The organism is Thermococcus sp., from assembly GCF_027011145.1.
In the GTDB taxonomy this organism is placed as follows: domain Archaea; phylum Methanobacteriota_B; class Thermococci; order Thermococcales; family Thermococcaceae; genus Thermococcus.
In genome coordinates this window covers 1-20,472 of sequence record NZ_JALVAO010000051.1, presented here as the reverse complement: position 1 = coordinate 20,472, position 20,472 = coordinate 1, and the positions used below count along the sequence as shown (strand labels likewise).

Genomic DNA, 20,472 nt, shown 5'->3' with positions numbered 1-20,472 from the left:
CTCAGCTCCACGTTTCCGCGATAACGTCGTGCTTGTGAATGCTCTCGTTGCTGATAACTCTAACGTGGATTTTGCCCCTGAACTTCTCCCTCGCCTTTACAAAAATCTCCCTGGCAACGTCCTCGACGAACTTCGGGTTGGCAAACATGCCCTGCACGACAGCGTTCTCGTCCACCGTCTTGAGCAGGGTATAGGTTGGATGGCTGAAGGAACTCTCAACGACATCAATCATGTCCTCGAGGGCTATCTCCTCATCGAAGTCTGTCCTAACCTCCAGCTCGCCAATGGCCCTCTGTATGTGGGTCTTCCCATTGTTGTTGGCCATCGCGTGGGGACAGGCGGTGTTACCTATAACCCTGACGCGGAGAACCTTCTCAAAGGTCCCGTCCTCGTTCTTGATGACACCAACCTCGACGTCATAGGGCTCATAGCTGGTCTTTCCGCTCGCAGGGGTTTTTCTGGGTATTATGAGGTGTGTTTTAATCCAGACCTCAGCGCGTCTGTGCGGGTGCTTCCCCTCAAGTCGTTTAATTATAGCCCTCCCAAGTTCCTCGAGCGAAGTGTGCGCCTCCATAACTTCCTCCTCGACGGCCTCGCTCATTGCCTCGGTTATGCTCTCAACGAGACGGCTCATATGGATACCCTTCTTCTCGGCCGGAACGTCTATCGTGACCTCGAAGAGCGGGAGGAACGTGTAAACCCTGCCCTTCCAGTTTATCTTTGCAACGCTCCTCAAGTTCGTTATTCCGACCCGCCTGAGGGGCTCTCTAATCTCCGGAACTTCCTCCTGGGTCTCAATCACTTCTCTCACCCGGGCTTGCCTTGAGAAAAGGTCTTTTAAAGTTAAGCCCGGAGTTCGTTCACCATGTAGTAGACCGTCCTCAGGGGAATCCCGAGGCGCTCGCTGATTTCCTTCATGGGAACGCCTTTTTCCGCCATCTCTTGGACGAGCTTCACGGTTTTTTCGTCGTACTTCCTCGGCCTTCCGCGGGGTCTTTTCTCCGGGACTAGCTCTATCCCGAGCTGGTTTAAAGCGTAGATGACCCTCTTGGAAACCTTCGGGTAAAGGCTCGGCGGACAGCTTATTCTCCTTACGTTGGGCGCGTTCTCAAGGATTTTGACAACCACTTCCTTGGTTGGTCTAAGGCTAACGTAGACCTCAGTAACGTTCTCGTCCAGCGCGGAGAGCTTTCTCAAGAGCTCGTCGTAGGTTTTGGCGCTTACTCTGACCTTCATCCCCTCACCCCTGGAGGAGGTCGAGGAACCTCTTAGCTTTGTCACTCTTCGGCATAAACTTATCGAACTTCTTAACTTCGTTCTCACTGAACAGAACCCTGTGGAGGCCCGAGATTACGAACTTCTTAATCGCCTCCCTCAGTTCCGTCTCATCGATTCCGAGTATCCTGGCAACCTTCCCCTCGTCGTAATCGCTCATGCCGTAGAGCAGGACTCCCCCGAGGAGGTAGTTGGGAACACCGCTCAGGTCCTTTCTTTTACCGGTTAACTGCTCCTCCATCTCGCACTTCCTTATGACGTACATGCTCCCCTGCCCGGTTTTGAAGTTCTCCTCGTGCCTGAAAGGTAAGTCCAGTATGGAGTAGTGGCAGTCAACGCAGAGCTTTATCCCCGGGAAGATTCCTAGGGTTTCCCTTTCGGTTGATGAAGTCAGGAAGTAGTAGCGGAATATGTCGAGGCCGAGCTTTTCCGCCCCGTTCTCCGGGTCGAGGGAAGCGTAAGCCAAAGCCAGGTTGTCAACGGTGTAGTGGTTGTTTATCAGAACCCCCCGGGTCTTCACAAAGGTAAGAACCCTCCAGCGGAACCTCTTTCCGTAGCGTTTTCTGAGCTCCATCTCGATGTCGGCCTCAGCTGGAAGGTCCAGCCTGGCCTTCTTGAGCCTGTTGTTCTCGAAGTACTCGACCTCAATCCTTATGCTCTTCGTCCTTACGGTTCCCTTCTCGCGGAGCTTCCCCTTTATGAACTTGAACGTCTCCCTGACCTCGATGCTCTCCTTGGCAAGAAGCCTGAGAACGTCACCGGAGTAGGCCAAATGGGGAAGAATTTCAAGCCTGCCGAGTTTCACGGGCTTTTCAACGGCCTTGACCTTTCCCAGGTTCTCCCGGGTTATACCATCGACCGTTATTTCCTTTCTGCCGAGCTTGAAGGCGTAGTTGGCCGATAACAACGCCAGGGCCATCTTGTGGGCCGTTATAGCAGAGCGGAGCCTCTCCAAGGCCAGGGCCCTGTTGTGCTTCTTCCTGTAAATCCACTGAAGGTGGGGATCCCTGCTCTTCTTGTCCATGAAGCGAACCGAAGGAGCCGTTTCCCCAACGCGCCTCTCAAGTTCGTCCTGAAGGTCGGAAAGAAGGGAGACATTCCGGGTTAGAGTATAGGCTAACCTCGCCGGTTCAAAGTTTTCGAAGAGCTCGCCCAGGTCTATGCCTATGTCGTCGAGTATTTTATTGACCCGGGCTACGAGCTCCTCCGTCGTTGTCATGGTAGCAAATCACCGTTGTTTATCTTTTCGGGCAGGTACTCCTTGGCGACGAACTCGAGGGACTTGTTGGCGAGAGCCTGCTGTTCAATCCTGACCCCCATTTTGAGGGCCATCTTGAGCTGTCTCTGCCACTCCCTGTTCTGGAACCACGGGTACTCCATCTCCTCGAGGATTCTCTTGTAGTCCCCTGTTGGGCCACCCTTCTTGTTGGGGGGTATGCCCTTCAGCTTCTCGGTAACGTTTTCAAGGCCGTAGCGCTTTATGTCGTCCATGGTCATGCCGACGAACTTCGCTTCCGGCGTTGCGAGCTTGTCGCTGAGGTATGCCAGATTAATCGAGCCCTGCTTTATGGTGGAGTAGATGTACCAACCGTAGGGGTCGCCGTCGGTGAATACTATGATGGGCAGACCCTCCTCATAGTGGAGCCTGTGGATTAAACGCCTAACGCCACGGGAAGCCTGTCCCTGCGTCGCTATGATTAGGGCGTTTTCCTTCTTCGGGAACTTTTCCTCGATGAGACGGTCGGCCATAGCCGCGGTCTCGACAACGAGTGCATAATCCACGTTTATCTCTGGAAACTGAATGTGCTCAACCGTTCCGGGAACGGCCCAGCCACCGCTTCCGAGCTTGCTCGCGTTGAACTCGTCCTCACCGTCCCTAATCACGATGTCACCGTAGATGTAACCGCGCCTGTCCGCTGTGATGTGCATCTCCTCACGGAGAACCCCGAGCATTCTCTCCAAATCCTCTATTATGGGGTCGCTCTCGCGCTGGTCCTCGAAGGTGTTCTCCTTTGTTCCGGGAATCGTGTGCTTGTTGGCGTAGTAGGCTTCACGAAGGCTCGCGTGCTTGCCCTCGGCAACCAAGCGCTTAACGTAGGCCATTATGAGTAGGGTTTGCATGAACTTTCTGGCGTGGGCCACGTTGAGGAAGTAACGCCTCGACAGCTTATCACCCATTCTTATGAGCTTGGCCTTTTCATCGAAGTAGACGTTGTTCAGTCCGCGCGTAGGTATGTCAAAGTAGGGGTTTTTACCGGATTTTATAGCCTCAAGGACGCTCCTTCCGTATTCCTCAAGCTTGCTGAGGACTTTTTTGGGGTCGTATGAGAACTTCTCCTTGGGCTTCTCGCGCCTTATGGCTTTAGGCATTCTCGCTCACCTCCACTGGGGCCTCTTTGGAGGCAAAATGACTCTCAATAAACCTCAGGAAGTACTCCCTAATCCTCTCCTCCGGCTCACCGGTTAGTATGCTCAGGGCCCTCGCTATCTCGGGGACGTACTTCTCGAAGGTCTTCTTCCTCTTGGCCTGGTAAAGGCGCCTGTGCTTCCCGCTGAGATAGGTCTGCAACCTTCTTGCCGCGTCCATTATGGCAAGGCGAATCTCGTTGTATATTTCGTCAACGCTCGCTATGCTCTGCTTCCCCGTCCCGGTGTAGGGGACGTGGACTGAAACCACGTTAATCATGAGAACCAGTGGCGCCCTCTCGAGGTCATCAACCTTGTAGCGCCTCCAGTCTATAGAGCGGGCCGCCTGCGTTGTTACACATGAACCGGCGTCGAAGAGGAGCGGAACGCGGTTGGCGTATCTCAAGAGCTCGAAACCGCTCGGGATTTCGCCACCGTACGCTAAGCCGACCTCCACCTGGAAGGGAATTCCACCGGAATAGACCTTGGGTGGCCTCGTCACGGCAGTTACGAACTCCGGCTTGAGGATTCCCTTAAGGCCCTTCTCGATGTTCTCCTCACCGATAGGCCTTAGGCCGTGGGTCGGAGGAGCTAAGAACTTCATGTACTTGAAGGCCTCGACTATCTCCTCCGCTTCCTGCCAGGTGAGCTTCTCCGGTGGCTTTTCCATAATCTTGGCGACCTGTTTGACGACCTTGGTGTAGCCCCTGAAGGAGCGGAGGACTGCCTTAACCTCGCCCTTCATGAGCCTCTCGTAGAGCTGTTCCTGAACCTTCTTGTCTTCAACAGTCTTAATCAGCCTCAGGGCGGCGATGTACTCAATAAGCTCGTCAACCTTCTTGTCGCTTATCCTTGAGAACTCGCCGATGAGGAAGCGCCTGACAGTTTGGCGCTTTGTTTTCTTGGCCATCCTGTAAACGTCGTCCGTCAGGACACCCTTCGGGTGGGGCTTCATTTCAACGGGTGGTTTGGGTATCTCATCGCTCGAGCGCGGGAAGACGATGAGCCTTCCGTCGGGCTCGATTAGCTCAATGTGGGCATGGGGATTGGCTATGGCAGTAAGCTTGAGGTACCAGTAAACACCCTGCTTTGAGCGGATGTAGCGAACGTTCTTGACCTCAAGTTCTATCCTCGTTCCGTGCCAGCCGTCCGGGTTCGGGTGTTTTTCCTTCTTGACTATTTTACCCTCGTTCTTGTCAACGTCAATCTTAACCCATGCTTCAATTATCTCCTCGCCGGTCGAGGTTATCACGCGCGTAGCCTTTCCGCTCGTTATCTGGGCGAACATGACGGCACCGCTTATACCGATACCCTGCTGACCGCGACTCTGTATGTTCCTGTGGGCCTTGGTTCCGGCGAGCATCTTTCCAAAGACGTGGGTTATGTACTTCTCTGGAATTCCCGGGCCGTTGTCCTCAACAACAACCTTGTAGTGCTCCCTTCCGAGTTCCTCAATCTCGACCCTTATGTAGGGCGGAATGCCGGCTTCTTCACAGGCATCGAGGGAGTTCGTTACCGCCTCGTGGACGAGCGTTGTTAGGGAGCGCACCTTCCCCGTGTAGCCGAGCATTGCCGCGTTTCGTCTGAAGAACTCGCTGACGCTCTGGATTTTGAACTCCTTAAAGAGCTGACTTGCCTCTGCCATCTTCATTCCTCCTCCAGCTCATCGAGATGGCCTTCGAGGGCCTCGTAATAGCTTGAGCTCTCAAGTTCCAAATCCTTCTTTCTACGCTCAAGGTAGCGGTAAACTACCCCGTGAGGCGAGCCCCTGGCCAGCTTTTCAATGGCCGTTCTGGCCACCTCGACCTGAATGGGGTTACCTATTATCGCAACGGTCTTCCCGTAGACGCTCACATCCGCACCGCTCATCTCCTCGATAATCTCCCTCGTCCTGCCCTTCCTTCCGATGATTCTACCCCTAACCCTCGGCAGGGCGTTCTTCTCGTTTCCAACCACTATGTCCGTTAGGTTGACAACCTCAAGGATTTCACCCTCGTTGAAGAGCCTGAATGCCCTCTCCGGCGAGAAACCCCTTCCTATGGCGAGAACAACGTCTCTGGCCTTCCAGACGGCGAGGGGGTCCCTGGTGTCCTTTGTGGAGGTTATAAAAACTTCCCCTGTCTCGCTGTCCACCTCTATCTTCGTCCCGGTTCTTTCCTCGATTTCCCTCTTCGTTTTACCCTTCTTTCCAATGAGAACAGCTATCCTCTCCCTTGGAATCCTTACGAACTCCTCCTGCTCGCCTTCAGCGAAGTAATCAATCTCGCCCGGTTCGGGCTCTTCAACGGGTTTTCCGTCCTTATCAACGCGCTCGTACTTCTTCAGGAGCCTCTCAAACTCGTCCATGCTCTCACCTCTCAACAAGCTCGCGGAACTTCACCTCGTAATCTTCAACGTCAACTCCCCTTCTCGCAAAGTAGTTCGTAACGTTTCTCAGGTCCCTCTTCAGCAGTTCAAGGCTCATCCTGTTTCTCCTCACCGTTGCCTGCGACCAGTCTATCACGACCGGCCCGTCCCAGAGGAGGACGTTGTACTCGCTTAAATCGCCGTGAACCATGTCCCCCCTCTTCCAGAGCCTCTCTATGACGCCGATTAAGTAGCTGTAAAGCTCTTCAAAGTCGCTCTTTTCGAGGTTTTTCTCAACGTCTTTGAGCCTTGGGGCGGGAAGCTCATCTCCGATGAACTCCATAACCAAAACGTTGTTCCGGAAGATTATCGGCTCGGGAACGCGAACCGCGTACTTTATGGCCCTCTGGAGGTTCTTGAATTCCCTCCTCGTCCAGACGAATATGAGCTTCCTCATGTCCTTTGGGAGGTAACCGATGCGCGGGTCTCCTGCTAAATACTCCCAGATGCGCCGGAATTCGGTGGTGTAGGTTCTGTAAATCTTAACCGCTATCTTTTTTCCCTCGGAGTCAACTCCCGCGAAGACGTTGGCCTCTTTTCCCGTGCTTATGACACCGTAGAGCTCCTCGATTTTTCCCCTTCTGTGGAGGTAGGCAAGGGTCTCCTTTGTTGTCCTGTCAAAGACTTCGTTGGCTATCTTGTAGAGCTCGCTGTCCTTCTCTCTCCTGTCCCTGAGGCCGAGTATCTCCTCGATTTCCCGCTCAAGTGCTTCCTCGCGCATCGCCACCACTCAGGAAGTCAGAACAACAGCTCCCCGCCGGTGAGGAAGTCTTGGCTTATCTTGCCCTTCCTGAGGAGCCAGTCCACTTGGGTTCTTGTATAGCGGTAAACGATGTCACCGCGCTCGTCCGTCTGGACGGGCCAGGGCTGGACTATGACGACATCGCCAACGCGCATCCACATCCTTCTCCTGAGCTTGCCCGGAATCCTGCATCTCCTTATCTTGCCGTCCTCACAGCGGACGTCCATCCATCCGGCACCGAGGGCCTGCTCTATAACGCCGAAGAGCTGTCCCTTGCTCCTGTCCGGGAGGGGAACGCGAATTACCTCGTCACCCTCAACTTTTCTGTCCTTCTTCTTTGGAGCCATGAGCATCACCTCCCACCGCTACGTTTGGGCCCTTATAAGCTTACCCCTGCAAAAATTCTGCAGGGAACTAATCCACCGGATTTTTAAAATTTTTGCAAAGAAATTACCCAGATTTGTCCACTACAGGAACATCAAAGTTTAAAAGAGAACCGGAACACTTGAAGTGGGAGCGAGATGAAGGCGGTTGAGGCTGAGGACCTGACGATATTCTACGATGGAAAGCCGGCCTTGAGCGACGTAACGTTTGGCCTAGATGAGGGAAGAACCCTCCTCCTTCTCGGCCCAAACGGTGCCGGGAAGACAACGCTACTCAAAACGATAGCCTGTTTTCACCGCGAATACTCGGGGAAGCTCCTCGTCTTTGGAAAAAAGCCCTGTAATGCTAGGAGTTTAATCGGCTACGTTCCCCAGAGCAGTTCCCTCAACGAGCGCGTTCCTTTAACGGCTCTGGAAGTCGTCGCCATGGGCGGGCTTTACCGGAGGGGATTCGTTCACTTCAAAATCCCTGAGGAAATTCTCAGGAAGGCGGAGGAAGTCCTGGCCTTCGTCGGTTTAAGCCACGTTAAAGACAGACTCTTCCGGGAGTTATCGGGCGGTCAGAAGCAGAGGGTCCTCCTCGCGAGGGCTTTGATGAGCGACCCAAAGCTACTCCTTCTCGATGAGCCCCTCTCGGCTTTGGACCCGAGCGCGAGAGCCGAAGTTACAAATGTTCTCAGCAAGATAAAGTCGGAGAGAAACGTCACGATGATTATAACCACCCACGACATCAACCCGCTCCTCGAGATAGGCGACCTGGTGATGCTGATTAACAAACGCCTCATAGCCTTCGGAAAACCGGAGGAAGTCCTGATAGATGAAGTTATCAAGTCGGTCTACGGCCCGATGGCCAAAGTAATTCCTGTCGGCGGGAAGCTCTACTGCATAACGGGCGACTTCCACATCCACAGAGAAAACAGGGGTGGTGGCCTGTGATTCCGGAGTTCATCCTCAGGGCAATCCTCGCGAGCATAATGGTCAGTGTTCTGCTGGGTCTTCTAAGCCCGCTGATAAACACCAAGGGGCTGGCGTTTTTGACTCATGCTCTCTTTCACGCGCTCCTCTTTGGAGCCGTTCTAGGAATGATTCTGGCCCTGATTTTCAACAGCTACGCCCTCGTTACCCTCGTGGCGCTTATCGTCACGATTACAATCGTTCTAATCATCGCCCAGCTTGAAAAACTCGGCTTTACCCCGGATTCGGCAGTCGGAATCGTGGCGAGCTTCGTGGCTGGCCTAACGGTTCTCGGCTTCGGAATCCTCTACAAGGTTATGGCGAGCAGGCCCTACTTCCCCCTGACGGAGAACATCGTTTCCTACCTTACGGGTGACATATTCCTCATAACGATGAACAACCTCGCAGTTCTAATCCTCGGCGGTGCCCTAATTTTCTTCGTCCTCCTCTTCCTCTACCGCGACTTCCTTTACCTTAGCTTCGACCCAGAGGGAATGGAGAGCTACGGTGGAAACGCGAGGGCCTACCTCATGATTCTCTACGTCCTTGTAGGAGCGATAGGCGCGCTTATAGTCCAGACAGTCGGTTTGATAACCCTTCAGGTTGTAGCCGTTCTTCCGGGGGCAATAGCCCTCATGGTGAGTTCCGATTTGAGGAAAGTGCTGGCGGTTAGCTTAGCTCTAACGCTAGTGATTCAGCTATCCTCGATAGTACTAGCTTATTACACGGCAATCCCCCCGAGCGGTATAGCAACGATAATGCTCGGCGTAATCTATGGCGCGCTCCTCTTCAGGAGGTGAAACCTTGGGAAGAAGAATAGCTGGAATAGACGAGGCCGGCAGGGGGCCTGTTATAGGTCCGATGGTGATAGCGACGGTTGTCGTTGATGAAAGAAAAATCCCGAAGCTTGAAGAACTCGGCGTCAAGGACTCAAAAAAGCTGACCCCAAAAAGGAGGGAGAGGCTCTTCGACGATATTTTAAGCCTTGCAGATGACTACGCCGTTTTAATACTTTCGCCGGAGGAGATAAGCTCCAGAGAGGGAACTCTTAACGAGTTCGAGGTTGAGAACTTCGCCAAGGCTTTGAACTCCCTGAAGGTTAAACCGGACGTTGTCTACGCCGATGCCGCGGACGTTGACGAGGAGCGCTTTGCCCGTGAGCTGAAGGCGAGGCTGAACTTTGAGGCCGAAATCGTGGCGAAGCACCGCGCCGATGCGCTTTTTCCCGTTGTCTCGGCCTCCTCCATAGTGGCTAAGGTTACAAGGGACAGGGAAATCGAGAAGCTGAAGGAGGAATACGGCGAAATCGGGAGTGGTTACCCGAGCGACCCGAGGACGAGGACATTTCTGGAGGAGTATTACAGGCAACACGGCGATTTCCCGCCGATTGTGAGGAGAAACTGGAAGACGCTGAGGAAGATTGAGGAGAAGCTCGCAAAGGAGAGGAAACGGAAGGGACAGGTTAGCCTGGATGAGTTTTTGAAAGGATGACCAAGATTAGCAACTTCATCCGGTAGGGGCAGGCCTTTCGAAGTCCTCCAAATCCTTGCCAGGCCTTTTCTTTCCGTCATTCACCATAAATCCCACCCAATATGTAATGTAATAAACAAAAAAACCAAAGACCACTAACGGCCAATCCTCGCCTTCACCGTCTCCTTCAGCCCGATAATCCACGACCAGTAAAGCCTTAAGGATTCCCTGAAGGCCTCCCACTTGAGGAGCTCGTTGAGTGCCACGCCCATAACCACAGCCGCCGGCGGGACCAAAACCGTCGCGTAGAAGCTGAACTGCGTTTTTCCTCCGAGAACGTACTGGAGGGCAAAAAAACCGATTGTGCTCCAGAAGACCATGAACGGCGCAAGTATTCCGGGCTTTCTCCTGTGGAGCCAGGGCATTGCGAGGATTAATACAACCATTCCAAGGAGCAGAACGGGGTCTGTGCTCGCGAAGACGTTGGGGTTGAAGTGAAACGGAAAGGCCCTGTAGTTGACGAACCACTGCCAGAACGGCGAGGTGTTTGGATTTGGCCCCTTGTAGCTCAGATGCCACTTGAAACTCCCCAGGAACTGCTCCAGCCACGGAATGAAGCCTATAGCTTTAATAATCGTAATCTCCGGGATGAGGAATGCAATCCCCGGGATTATAACCACTATGGAGAAGAACCTGATGAACGAATTTTCTCTCTTGAGGGCCCTATAGAGTAGAACCGGCCACCCGAAGGCACCGCTCAGCTTAGCCGCTCCAGCAAGGCCTATTGCCACAGCCGAACCAAGTTCCTTCTCGTAGGCCAGAGCGAGGACGAACAGCGCAACAAAAAACGCCACGTGAATGTCGAGCATCGCCGCTATCGACGTTGCCTGAAGCGTCGGGTCAGCGACCACGAAGGCCAGCGCTATGAGCGATGCCAGGTAGCTCCTGCTTATCCTGTACGTCGCGAGAACGACGAAGAGCTCAATTAAAGCGAACTCAATTATACCTGGAAGGCGCCAGTAAATAGGCTTGTCCCCCAAAAGAACCATGCTCGTCATTATGATGTCCTTCCCGAGGAAAGGATGCTCCGTGTTGAGGTAGTCCTGAATGTCCTCCTTGTCAGGATACCAAAAGCCAGGGACGACGTAATAGGCATCTCTGGGTATCTGGAGGGCAAGCTCGTTGAGAAAACTCCTGTATTTCTCCTTGGGGATTTCGTAGTAGACCCCGGGGAAGTTGTAGTACTCTATTCTAAGCTTTACACCGTTGAAGGCCGCTATGGCATCCGCGGTGCTGAGGTACTTGAGTTTGTCGCTCTCGTTGGTGAAGATTACGTTAACGCCGTAGCTCCCGTTGTGTTCATAAGTTACGTTAACACCAAGGAGGTGGAGGACGTTTCTGCTCGCCGGAACGTACCAGACCTCATCGCCGATGTAGTCGTTCAGGCTCTCCTGAGAAGCGAAGTGATAGGCGAACCATACAGTTCCAATCATTGTAAGGGCGACGATTAAAGCAAAAGCGACCTTTTTCCAGTCCATTTTCAACACCGGTCAAACTAAGCGGGCAACGTTTTTAAGCCTCTCTCCTTAGGCGAGAACATGCTGGAGGGAATCACCGAGGAGAAAATCAGGGAGGCAATGGAGCTCATCAGGCGCGGTTTCGATAAGAAGAAACTCCGGGCGAGACTCGGGAAGAACTGGGAGACCATAGTTGAGATAGCGAGGGCGAGAATTAAGGCCAGAGATAAGTTCTCGCGCGACGACCTGTGGATGGACCTTGAGGGCCTGCGCTACGCAACACACGAGGTTGTGGCCGAATACCGTGCCGAACGCCTCCGGGAGTTCGGGGTGAAGAGCATCGCCGACGTTTCCTGCGGAATAGGAATACAGCTCATCTTCTACGCGATGAGGGTTGAGAGGGCCTACGGCATCGACATAGACCCGATTAAGATAGAGTTCGCGAGGAGGAACGCCGAGAGATACGGGGTTTCAAACATCGAGTTCATCAACGCCGATTCCCTCAGCGAGGAAACCGTGAAGAGAATCGACGCGGAGGTAATATTCTCCGACCCAGCGAGACCACCGGAGATGCCGGAGAGAAGGCTTGAAGACCTTCTCCCGAGCCCGCTTGAGGTTTACAGGGCCTACAGCTCGAAGACCGACGCCTTTATCTTCGACCTTCCGCCACAGATGAGGCGCGAGAGGGTTCCCTGGAAAGGGGAGTTCGAGTACATTGACCTGCACGGGCACTTAAACAGGCTGACCTTCTACACCGAGCCCCTCGCGAGGGCCGAGAGAAGCGCTGTAATCCTCCCGGCGGGGGTCAGGCTGGAGAGCAACCCGAACCTTGAGGACATCGTTGAATGGACTGAAGAGCCCGGTGAATACCTCTACGAGATACCGCAGGCAATAGACTACGCGGATTTGCTCAACGAACTCTTTCACGAACTTCCCGTTAAAGCCGAGATGCTCCTGAGGGAGAAGAGGCGTGTTTTAGCTACCGGTGACGAGCCGGTTAAAAGCCCCTACCTTAAGAGAACATACTCGGTAGTTGCCGTCCTGCCCTTCCACCCTGTTAGGATAAACGACTTCCTCAGAAGAGAGGGCTACGGAAGGGCGACCCTTAAGGTAAGCGTCCCGCAGGAGGAGTACTGGAAAATCAGAAGGCGCATAGAGGCGAATCTGAAAGGAAATAAAAGGGCCTTCGTCTTCAGGGTCGGTGAGAAAGCGGTTATAGCGGAGGGACTATAGCTCCTCTATCTTCGCGTTTCTAATCTTCTTGGAACCAATTCTAAGCTGTTTGAAGTAGTTTACGTGCTCTTCGGGCAGAAATGAGTCGAGGTTCGTTGATTTAAGGCGCTTTTTCTTCCTTCTTGGCTTCTCGCTGGATTTTGCCTTAGGTTTTGTGTCCCCGAGGAACTCGTCGAGCTTTCTGTCCATCGGTTCACCCGGTTAAAGATTGAAAACCGAATATAAAGGCTTTTCTGATGGTTCAACTTTCTTAGGAAAGCTTTTAACTTCCGGGGTTTATCGGGGAAAAGAGTAAGTTGGGTGAGGTGCCCATGTGTGGAATCATAGGTTACATAGGCGAGAGAAGGGCATGTGAAGTCATCGTTAAGGGCCTGAAAAGGCTCGAGTATCGAGGTTACGATTCCGTTGGCGTTGTAACCGAGGAAAACGGAAAGCTCTACATAAAGAAGGGCGCCGGAAGGGTTGATGAGGTCGTTGAAAAGCTTAACATCCTCGACATGCCCGGTAAACGGGGTGTTGGCCACACCCGCTGGGCGACCCACGGCGTTCCAAACGATATTAACGCTCACCCTCAGAAGGACTGCACGGGAAGGATAGCGCTCGTCCACAACGGCATCATCGAGAACTTTGCTGAGCTGAAGAAGGAGTTGCTCCAAAAGGGTCACACCTTCGAGAGCGACACCGATACCGAAGTTATAGCCCACCTCATCGAGGAAGAGCTCAAATCGAGCGAGAACTTTGAGGAAGCCCTTAGAAAGGCCCTTCTCAGGCTTAAGGGTTCCTTCGCCCTCGGTATAATCTACACGAAGGAACCGGATAAGCTCTACTTTGTCAGGAACGAGAGCCCCCTCGTTCTCGGAATCGGAGATGGCGAGACCTTTGGGGCAAGTGATGTCCCAGCTTTCCTTGAGTACACGAACAGGGTTGTTTTCCTCGACGACATGGAGTATGCGGTAGTTACGAAGGACTCCTGGGTCGTGAAGAGACTCGAAACAGGTGAGAAAGTCGAGAAGGAGGTAAAAACTATAAACTGGACGCTTGAGATGGCCGAGAAGTCCGGCTTCCCACACTTCATGCTCAAGGAGATATTCGAACAGCCGAGGGTCCTGAGGGACGCTATCCACGGCAACGCCAAGGTTATAGGGGAAGTTGCAAGAGAGATAGCTAAGTATGAGAAAATCTTCATAGTAGCCATGGGAACCTCCTATCACGCCGGCCTCGTGGGTAAATACCTCCTCCAGAGGCTCGCAAAGAAGGTTCCAGTAGTTGAGGATGCAAGTGAGTTCCGCTACGAGTTCGAAGAGCTTGTTGATGAGAACTCCCTCGTAATAGCGATAACTCAGAGCGGGGAAACAGCGGACACGTTAGCGGCGATGAAGCTTGCCAAGAGGAAGGGAGCAAAGGTTCTGGCCATAGTCAACGTTGTAGGGAGCATGGCGACGAGGATAGCGGATTTGACCCTCTACACCCACGCAGGGCCGGAAATCGGAGTTGCCGCGACCAAAACGTACACGACCCAGCTTGCCGTTTTGACAATGCTTGCCATCGAACTCGCGAGGGTCCTCGGAACAGCCGATGAGAAATACCTGGAGAAGCTTGAGGAGTCCCTCAGGAAGGTTCCCGACCTTGTTGAAGACGTTCTGAACCTCAACGAACCGCTCAGGGAACTCGCCGAGAACCTCATGGAGAAGAGGGACTTCTTCTACATAGGCAGGGGTATAGGCGTTCCAACTGCGTTGGAAGGCGCTTTGAAGCTCAAGGAGATAAGTTACATCCACGCCGAAGGTTTGAGCGCCGGTGAACTCAAGCACGGCCCCCTGGCGTTGATTGAAGAAGGTGTCCCTGTTGTGGCAATAGCACCGAGCGGGAAGACTTTCGACAAGATGTTGGGCAACATTGAGGAGGCGAAAGCGAGAGGGGCATACGTTATAAGCCTTGGTTCCTCGGAAAGGCTAAGGGAAGTCTCAGATGTGTTCCTCAAGATGCCCGAACTTGATGAGATGCTCACACCTATACTCTATATAGTTCCCCTCCAGCTTCTTGCGTATCATCTCGCCGTGTTGAGGGGCAACGACCCCGACAAGCCGAGAAACCTGGCAAAGTCAGTCACCGTTGAATGAGGTGAGGGTAATGAAGACCGATGTTAAGGAAAAGAGGAAGAAGAAAGATAAGAAGGGAACAAACCTCTCAAAAATTTACCTCCTCTTCAGGGAGTATGGACTGCCGGCAATAGTTCTCCTTTTTGCATACATAGGTTACAAGATAAGGGCTGTCACATCAAGCTACAAGACGTTCCTTGACCCCGATACCTTCTTCCACTTTGAGATGTACAAGCTGGCAATCCACGAGTGGATCCCAAAGTATTACGCCTATGCCGAGCCTCCGATAGGTATAAAAGCCAGCGGATACTTAGCGCTCTACACGATGCAGGCCCTCTTCTACAAGATAACCCACTCTCTCTTTGGCTGGAGCGAGCTTCAAGCCTTCAAGGTCTGGCCACCTTTTGTCGGTGCCATGATAGTCATAGCAATCTTCCTCGTCGGCAGGAAGCTACACTCCAACTGGGCCGGCTTCTGGGGAGCCAGCTTAATGATGGGCTTCTACGGGGCCATAACGAAAACCTATTCCGGAAACAACCGTGGTGAAGGGCCCTTCATGATGTTCTTCCTGTTTGCTTTCTACTTCCTGCTAGTTTACCTCGATGAACGGGAGTGGAACTGGAAGAAGGTAGCCGGCGCGGTGGCTTTCCTTATACTCAGCCCGATTTACATGGGTGTATGGACGGGCAGTCCCCTGGGAGTCATGATTTTCCTCGCGACCGGCGCTGTAGTTCCGGTTGTGTTCTTCGCAATTGATAGAATGGAAGAGCTCAGGCGCTTTGTCTTCGAGTACTATCCAATCCTTGGATTGTCAATACTCCTCGGACTCTTTGGCGTCTACATTAGATTCGTTGGAATTGGAAGCTTCCTTGTGTTTTCTCTGGAAGTCTTGATTGCAATGATTGTTCTCGTTCTGATAATGCTCTACGGCGAGAGACTCGGCCTCAACTACTCAGATATGGCACATAGGCTCGGAACCGTCATCGGGGTTTCAATAGCAGGATTCCTCGCAATATACGCCTACTTTGGAAAGGACCTCTTCAACTTTCTCAAAGCAGCGACCCGCTCAACGCCACTCTATCAAACAGTTGCTGAGCTCCAGGGTCTCAGCTGGAGCCAACTAATAAAGACGTTTAGCCTTAAGCCCGTCTATCAAAATGGTGTAGTCGCCAAGGGAGACAGCATGCTTTTCATATTGTCAATTGCAGGCTTTGTTGTTCTTATTTGGAGGTTCTACAGGCACGTTAAGGATAGGAGCTACGAGCTTTACAAGGACTTCATGCCGATGTTTTACTACCTGGGTGTTATATATCTCTTCAAGCAGGCAATCAGGTTTTCATTCCAGGCCTCCGGTGCAGTTATACTCCTGTCGGGAATAGCACTGGGAGAAGCCTTCATCTTCGTTGAAAAGATGAAAGACACAGCAACGACAAAGGCACTATACGCGCTCTTCTTAGTGTTAATTCTCTTCCCGATGCCATACATAAGCGCAAGCTACTCCTACACGAACCAGAAGAACATGATTAGGAGCTATGAGCTCATCAATCCGAAAATGCCGGGAAGCGTTCCAGAGGCGTGGACGGATGCACTGTTCTGGATTAAAAACCACAGCAGTCCCTATGCAACGGTTCTCAGCTGGTGGGACTATGGCTACTGGGAGGAATCAAGTCTGCTGAGCCACAGAAGGGCCGTAACCGATGGTGGTCACGGTTACGACAGGCGTTACATTGTGGCGAGGTTCTTCTCAGGCTTTGACACCAAGGCGGAGGTAGACCTCGAGGCCTGGGAGAACAAGTATGTAATCACATTCCTTGACCCATTTGACGGTCAGAGCGACTTCGGTAAGTTTGGAGCGATAGCGTATCTCGGTGGGGCAATAAACCACTACGATTACACCCACGTCCCAATGTTCAGCTACATCCCATACCAGTATATAGTCTTTGACAACAAAACAAAGAGCATCTATGTAAAGGTAGGAGAGAACCAATACCTTCGCCCAAAAATGACGGTGGACTTAGTCAACGGGAGATTTTACAAGACAAACGGAACTGCTTCTCCATATGTGCTTTACATCGTCCCCTACAGGACTTCCAATAACCAGGTTTATCCGGTGGGAATACTTGCATATGACAAGATAGCCTTCAGTGACTACGTCAGATTGGCACTCCACCTTCCTTACTCAATTAATGAGTGGGACGCCCAGAAGCTCTTCGCCAACTTCAAGCTGGTTTACACTGCCTACAATGGCTACCTAAAGAAGCAGGGAATTTATGACCCGAGCGTCAGAGTTTACGAGTTTAAACCCTTCGCGATATACAGAATGGACTTCCTCCAGAATGGAACGTGGAAACCCTTCTACAGCACGATGGCAGGAGGAAAGCTCCCGCTTGGAAACCAGACACTCAGGCTGTGGATTTCTGCCTTTGGAAGGGACGTTAAGAACGGCACTATTATTTTTGAGGCCTACAACGGAACCAAGCTTATCGAGAAAGAGGTAGTAGCGAAAAACGTTTACATCAACCACCTCAACGAGACTCCAGTAGAGGTTCACCTCTATGTTCCAAACGCCACTAAGTACCGCTTCCTTCTCATCCAGGACGGTCCGGTCGGGGTCACCAACGGTCCGGTTTACGTTAACGGAAAGCTGGCGAACCCAAGCTGGGTCATTGCTCCCGGCCAGAGCGGAACCATAAAGCTCACAGAGGCTTTCGATAAGGATTACAGCAACGTTGAGTTCACCCTCAGGGGAGTCGTTTATTACTACGTTGCTCCAAACGGTACAGATATATACAAACCAGACTTCTATCTCGAACCCCGTATGGACATCGTCGGCTACATCCCTGTAAAAACGATATCAAGCGTTAAGAAAGGAGATAACGTAATTACAGGAAAGGCCAGCGTTCCCGCAGACTTCATTGACAATTACATCAATGAGCTCAAGAAGAAGTACGGTGACAAAGTCGTGATAGTCAAAAAGAGAATCGAACCAATATTTATTGCCAAGAAAACCTACGTCCTGTGGGAGGGAAGCTGAGCCCTCCCGTCTTTATGTTTCTCCTTTTAAGTCGTCAATTTCCTCTTTTCTGCAATGATGAAAGAGAACTGCCCTTCAGCCACCCCCGGCTGGCGGGAATATGTGAACTTCATCCTCTTCCTTGAGCTCGGTGTCAAGACCTTTTAGATGAAGAATATTATGGCCGTTCACTAGAATCATTCCATCTATTGGTTTGTTCGGACCAATACGTGGGCTTTCAAGGAGCTCCCTCTTAATCTGAGGTGAGTAATGCTTCGCCAAGTAGTCTATGAGTTCTCTAACTGTTTTCACACCGTGAACTTCAATCTCCTTTTTTCCAATGAGTTCCCGGAATGTAGCGTAGAATTTTACCTTCATTATAAACACCAGAAATTTATAAGAGAGAAAAACATTAAAGTCTTTTGGAGAATATGCTGGAGCGTGTATATAATTGCTCATAGTTGATCCTCCCGGATACTATCCAATCATAGATAAACTGTTTGCAGATAAACTAAGAGAGGCCTTGGAGCCCTTTGGAATAAAAGTACTAGAGATGGGGGTTAGGGTTATCCCTCAAGGTTCAACAATTTTCTTGGACTTCACTATGATTGTAGAAGAAGATGAAGGAATACCCGTAGGATCTATTAAAACGGTTGTCGAAGGCATTGCTGAAAAATTGTGTACTGAAGCAACATCAACATTTGGAAAGCTTTACAATGTAAAATTTGCAATTAATAATGTTTCTATCACAGAAAAAGAAAAGAAAAAGAAAACAACACCCCAGTATTCCTTGGTTGTTGATGCTCCAGAAGAATTAAAACCCATAGCAGAACGAATAGGAAAGGGCCTTATCATCAGACTCAAGGAGCTAGAAATTCCAGTCTCAGCACTAATTGTTTCAATTAGCAAAAAGAATAAACGAGTTGATGTTGTCTTGAAGATAGTAAAAGAGTTAACTCAGTACGAAAAAGATAGCTTAAAAGAGATGATTATCGAAAAAACTCGAGCATATATGAAAGTTCTTCTCAAGAATTATCCTCCACACGTTAACGTCAAGATACTCGATCCTCGAGACAGGGCCTTGGCGATAGTTATGAGAAGAATGAAAGACATGAGACAAGAAGCAGAGGAACTAGCCGAGAGGGAAGACATTCAAATGATTATGGAGGCACTGGGAAAGACTCCCTTGCCCTGATATAGTCGAGGAGTGGTTGAATCCTTTTCCACACTTCTTCTACACCCCCATCTCCATCAATTTTTACATACAACCCCTTGTTGCGGTAGAACTTTATTATCGGCTCCATGTTCTTCGTGTAAATCCTGTACCTCCTCTCGACAACTTCCGGTCGGTCATCTTCCCTCTGAATCAACTTCGAGCCACAGACGTCGCAGATTCCGGACTCTTTAGGCGGGTTGTACTTGACGTGATACACAGCTCCACAGTTCGGACAGATTCTCCTACCACTTATCCGCTCAATGCTCGTCTCAAGGTCTATAAAAATCTCCATAGCGAGGTCGAGCCTTATCCCGTGGTCGTAGAGATAGCTCTCCAAAGCCAGAACCTGCTCCGGAGTCCTCGGGTAGCCGTCAAGGATGAAGTTCTCCCTCTGGCGCCTCAGTTTTGATATTATCAATGTATTGACTATCGTGTCTGGAATCAGCTCACCTCTGCTCAGGTAAGCCTCCATCTCCTTTCCAATCGGCGTTTTTCTCTCTATCTCCCTCCTTATCAGGTCTCCAGAGGAGATATACGTCAGACCGTAGCGCTCGACAATCCTGTGGGAGTGCGTTGACTTCCCGCTTCCCGGGGGCCCAAAAATAAGAATGTTCACCGCGCACCACCAATAAGCATTTATGCACAGAAGTTGAATAAACTTTTGGTGGTGGCAATGAAGCTGAGCACAGGTTACGTCCGGGCGAGCGGTTACGCCCACAAGGTCAGGCGCGTTCTCTTTGCTCTGGCAAGGAAGATGGTCGAGCCGAAGGAGATTATACGGGCCTCAGGAGAGCTCAACCAGAGGATTTTCGAGGAGTTCCAGAGACTCGGGGTCTCCAAGGAAGACGTCGTGAGGATTACCGTGGAGTTCGAGGTTAAAGACGGCACAATAGTTTGGGACTACGATACCCTGAAGATTGAGGTCTACAAGAAGAGCGAGGAGGAAAAACTCGCAAAGGCCATGGAGGAAGTTGAAGAGCGTGAGAGGGAACTTGAGGAGAAGATTAAAGCCCTCGAAGAGGTCGCCCTGAACATTAAAAAGCTCAGCGACGAGCTAATTGAGAAAATAGAGGAGCTCAAGCAGGAGCACACCTCGCTGAAGCTCAGGGAGGAGAGCTGAGGGAGTCAAGGAAGATATTGACGTACGCAACGACGTGCGAGGCCAAATAGCTCCTTTTTCCAACGCTTACCTTTTCCGCGATTCCCTCCAGAAAAGCCTCGTCCTCTCTACTGAGCCCCTCATGGTCACCGAGGACGAAGGCAACGTTGCCTTTGAAGGAAACCCTCTCTATCGGTTTTCCCTCCTCGTGGAGGTAGTAGAGGGCCGAGTTTTTGAGCGTTAGCCGGACAACGTCCTCAAAAGTCCGATTGCTCACATACAAGCCCGGATAAACTTCAAGCTCTTTACCCGGTTCCCGCAGGTTCTCGCCAACTTTGAGGGCCCTCATTATGAGCTTTGCCGTGCTCCTCTCATCTGGGTTCAGGCGGACCTTGAGCTCGGGACCCTCGAAGCGTATCGCCTTTGGCGGATTCGGCGGGCCGTAGAGGAGAAGCCAGACGCGCACGTTCTTTCTGAAGCCGTGGGAGAGAAGAAAAGCCGAGTTGAGGAACCTGCAGAGGACGTCTATCCTCCCGCTCGTGCCGGGCAAATCGCTAAGCTTGAAGTCTGGAGCGGTTCTGGCCTTGTTTGCCTTTATTATGAAGGTTCTCACCTCAGCCCCTCCCGTGCCTCTCGTACCATCCCCACTCCTTTTTCGG

Annotated in this window: 21 protein-coding genes; 8 read left to right on the top strand and 13 right to left on the bottom strand. The window is 51.6% G+C overall.

Going from position 1 to position 20,472, the window contains the following annotated elements; translation table 11 throughout:
• Position 1: 1 nt before the first annotated feature.
• The 8 genes from MVG27_RS06795 to eif1A are packed head-to-tail and all read right to left on the bottom strand — an operon-like array spanning position 2 to position 7,176.
• Positions 2-802, bottom strand: a complete 801-nt coding sequence (locus tag MVG27_RS06795; RefSeq protein ID WP_297547976.1) for a GTP cyclohydrolase IV — start codon at positions 800-802, stop codon at positions 2-4.
• A 41-nt stretch (positions 803-843) separates the two neighbouring features.
• A complete protein-coding gene (locus MVG27_RS06790) occupies positions 844-1,236 on the bottom strand; it encodes a DUF1699 family protein (RefSeq protein WP_297547974.1) in 393 nt (130 codons plus the stop codon).
• Between the two features lie 4 nt (positions 1,237-1,240).
• On the bottom strand, positions 1,241-2,494 hold the full coding sequence (locus MVG27_RS06785) for a DUF530 family protein (protein WP_297547973.1): 1,254 nt from the start codon (positions 2,492-2,494) through the stop codon (positions 1,241-1,243).
• Entirely contained in the window at positions 2,491-3,645 is a 1,155-nt protein-coding gene (locus MVG27_RS06780; protein ID WP_297469748.1) for a DNA topoisomerase IV subunit A, read from the bottom strand. Before MVG27_RS06780 ends, MVG27_RS06785 begins: the two co-directional genes overlap by 4 nt.
• On the bottom strand, positions 3,638-5,326 hold the full coding sequence (gene top6B / locus MVG27_RS06775) for a DNA topoisomerase VI subunit B (protein WP_297548043.1): 1,689 nt from the start codon (positions 5,324-5,326) through the stop codon (positions 3,638-3,640). Before top6B ends, MVG27_RS06780 begins: the two co-directional genes overlap by 8 nt.
• 2 nt (positions 5,327-5,328) lie before the next feature.
• Positions 5,329-6,027 (bottom strand): KH domain-containing protein, encoded by a 699-nt coding sequence (locus MVG27_RS06770; protein WP_297469746.1) that lies wholly within the window; start codon positions 6,025-6,027, stop codon positions 5,329-5,331.
• Positions 6,028-6,031: 4 nt separating this feature from the next.
• Positions 6,032-6,808 carry a serine protein kinase RIO gene (locus MVG27_RS06765; protein ID WP_297548041.1) on the bottom strand — a complete coding sequence of 259 codons (777 nt, stop codon included), beginning with the start codon at positions 6,806-6,808 and terminating at the stop codon, positions 6,032-6,034.
• 17 nt (positions 6,809-6,825) lie between these two features.
• The gene (gene eif1A, locus MVG27_RS06760; RefSeq protein WP_297469771.1) at positions 6,826-7,176 is read right to left on the bottom strand and encodes a translation initiation factor eIF-1A; all 351 of its coding nucleotides are present in this window, start codon (positions 7,174-7,176) and stop codon (positions 6,826-6,828) included.
• Between the two features lie 174 nt (positions 7,177-7,350).
• On the opposite strand from eif1A, the gene MVG27_RS06755 reads away from it, so the two are divergent.
• Genes MVG27_RS06755 through rnhB form a run of 3 tightly spaced genes read left to right on the top strand, consistent with a single transcriptional unit; the run spans position 7,351 to position 9,657 of the window.
• Positions 7,351-8,148 carry a metal ABC transporter ATP-binding protein gene (locus MVG27_RS06755; protein ID WP_297547971.1) on the top strand — a complete coding sequence of 266 codons (798 nt, stop codon included), beginning with the start codon at positions 7,351-7,353 and terminating at the stop codon, positions 8,146-8,148.
• The gene (locus tag MVG27_RS06750) at positions 8,145-8,966 is read left to right on the top strand and encodes a metal ABC transporter permease (protein WP_297556393.1); all 822 of its coding nucleotides are present in this window, start codon (positions 8,145-8,147) and stop codon (positions 8,964-8,966) included. Before MVG27_RS06755 ends, MVG27_RS06750 begins: the two co-directional genes overlap by 4 nt.
• Entirely contained in the window at positions 8,941-9,657 is a 717-nt protein-coding gene (gene rnhB, locus MVG27_RS06745) for a ribonuclease HII (RefSeq protein ID WP_297547967.1), read from the top strand. Before MVG27_RS06750 ends, rnhB begins: the two co-directional genes overlap by 26 nt.
• A 134-nt stretch (positions 9,658-9,791) precedes the next feature.
• On the opposite strand, the gene MVG27_RS06740 is transcribed toward rnhB, so the two are convergent.
• Positions 9,792-11,174 carry a dolichyl-phosphate-mannose--protein mannosyltransferase gene (locus MVG27_RS06740; RefSeq protein ID WP_297548039.1) on the bottom strand — a complete coding sequence of 461 codons (1,383 nt, stop codon included), beginning with the start codon at positions 11,172-11,174 and terminating at the stop codon, positions 9,792-9,794.
• Positions 11,175-11,234: 60 nt separating this feature from the next.
• Here MVG27_RS06740 and MVG27_RS06735 point away from each other — a divergent pair, with 60 nt between their 5' ends.
• Positions 11,235-12,386: a methyltransferase domain-containing protein gene (locus tag MVG27_RS06735; protein ID WP_297547965.1), complete on the top strand. Its 1,152-nt coding sequence runs from the start codon at positions 11,235-11,237 to the stop codon at positions 12,384-12,386.
• On the opposite strand, the gene MVG27_RS06730 is transcribed toward MVG27_RS06735, so the two are convergent.
• Positions 12,381-12,575: a PCNA-inhibitor gene (locus MVG27_RS06730; RefSeq protein WP_297547963.1), complete on the bottom strand. Its 195-nt coding sequence runs from the start codon at positions 12,573-12,575 to the stop codon at positions 12,381-12,383. The genes MVG27_RS06735 and MVG27_RS06730 overlap by 6 nt on opposite strands.
• A 122-nt stretch (positions 12,576-12,697) precedes the next feature.
• On the opposite strand from MVG27_RS06730, the gene glmS reads away from it, so the two are divergent.
• Both glmS and MVG27_RS06720 read left to right on the top strand, forming a co-directional pair.
• Complete coding sequence (gene glmS, locus MVG27_RS06725) at positions 12,698-14,506, top strand: glutamine--fructose-6-phosphate transaminase (isomerizing) (protein ID WP_297547961.1); 1,809 nt, start codon at positions 12,698-12,700, stop codon at positions 14,504-14,506.
• Between the two features lie 10 nt (positions 14,507-14,516).
• On the top strand, positions 14,517-17,519 hold the full coding sequence (locus MVG27_RS06720; RefSeq protein WP_297551170.1) for a peptide transporter: 3,003 nt from the start codon (positions 14,517-14,519) through the stop codon (positions 17,517-17,519).
• A gap of 75 nt (positions 17,520-17,594) precedes the next feature.
• On the opposite strand, the gene MVG27_RS06715 is transcribed toward MVG27_RS06720, so the two are convergent.
• A complete protein-coding gene (locus MVG27_RS06715) occupies positions 17,595-17,876 on the bottom strand; it encodes a ubiquitin-like small modifier protein 1 (RefSeq protein WP_297551174.1) in 282 nt (93 codons plus the stop codon).
• 73 nt (positions 17,877-17,949) lie between these two features.
• Here MVG27_RS06715 and MVG27_RS06710 point away from each other — a divergent pair, with 73 nt between their 5' ends.
• Entirely contained in the window at positions 17,950-18,693 is a 744-nt protein-coding gene (locus MVG27_RS06710) for a hypothetical protein (protein ID WP_297551168.1), read from the top strand.
• On the opposite strand, the gene MVG27_RS06705 is transcribed toward MVG27_RS06710, so the two are convergent.
• Positions 18,659-19,330, bottom strand: coding sequence for an adenylate kinase (locus MVG27_RS06705; protein WP_297551166.1), 672 nt, complete (start codon positions 19,328-19,330; stop codon positions 18,659-18,661). The genes MVG27_RS06710 and MVG27_RS06705 overlap by 35 nt on opposite strands.
• A gap of 57 nt (positions 19,331-19,387) precedes the next feature.
• Between MVG27_RS06705 and MVG27_RS06700 the strand changes: the two genes are divergently transcribed.
• Positions 19,388-19,834, top strand: a complete 447-nt coding sequence (locus tag MVG27_RS06700) for a single- stranded DNA-binding family protein (RefSeq protein WP_297551172.1) — start codon at positions 19,388-19,390, stop codon at positions 19,832-19,834.
• Here MVG27_RS06700 and trmY read toward each other — a convergent pair.
• Positions 19,818-20,426: a tRNA (pseudouridine(54)-N(1))-methyltransferase TrmY gene (trmY, locus tag MVG27_RS06695; protein WP_297551164.1), complete on the bottom strand. Its 609-nt coding sequence runs from the start codon at positions 20,424-20,426 to the stop codon at positions 19,818-19,820. The two genes, MVG27_RS06700 and trmY, sit on opposite strands and share 17 nt — an antisense overlap.
• Positions 20,427-20,472 lie beyond the last annotated feature (46 nt).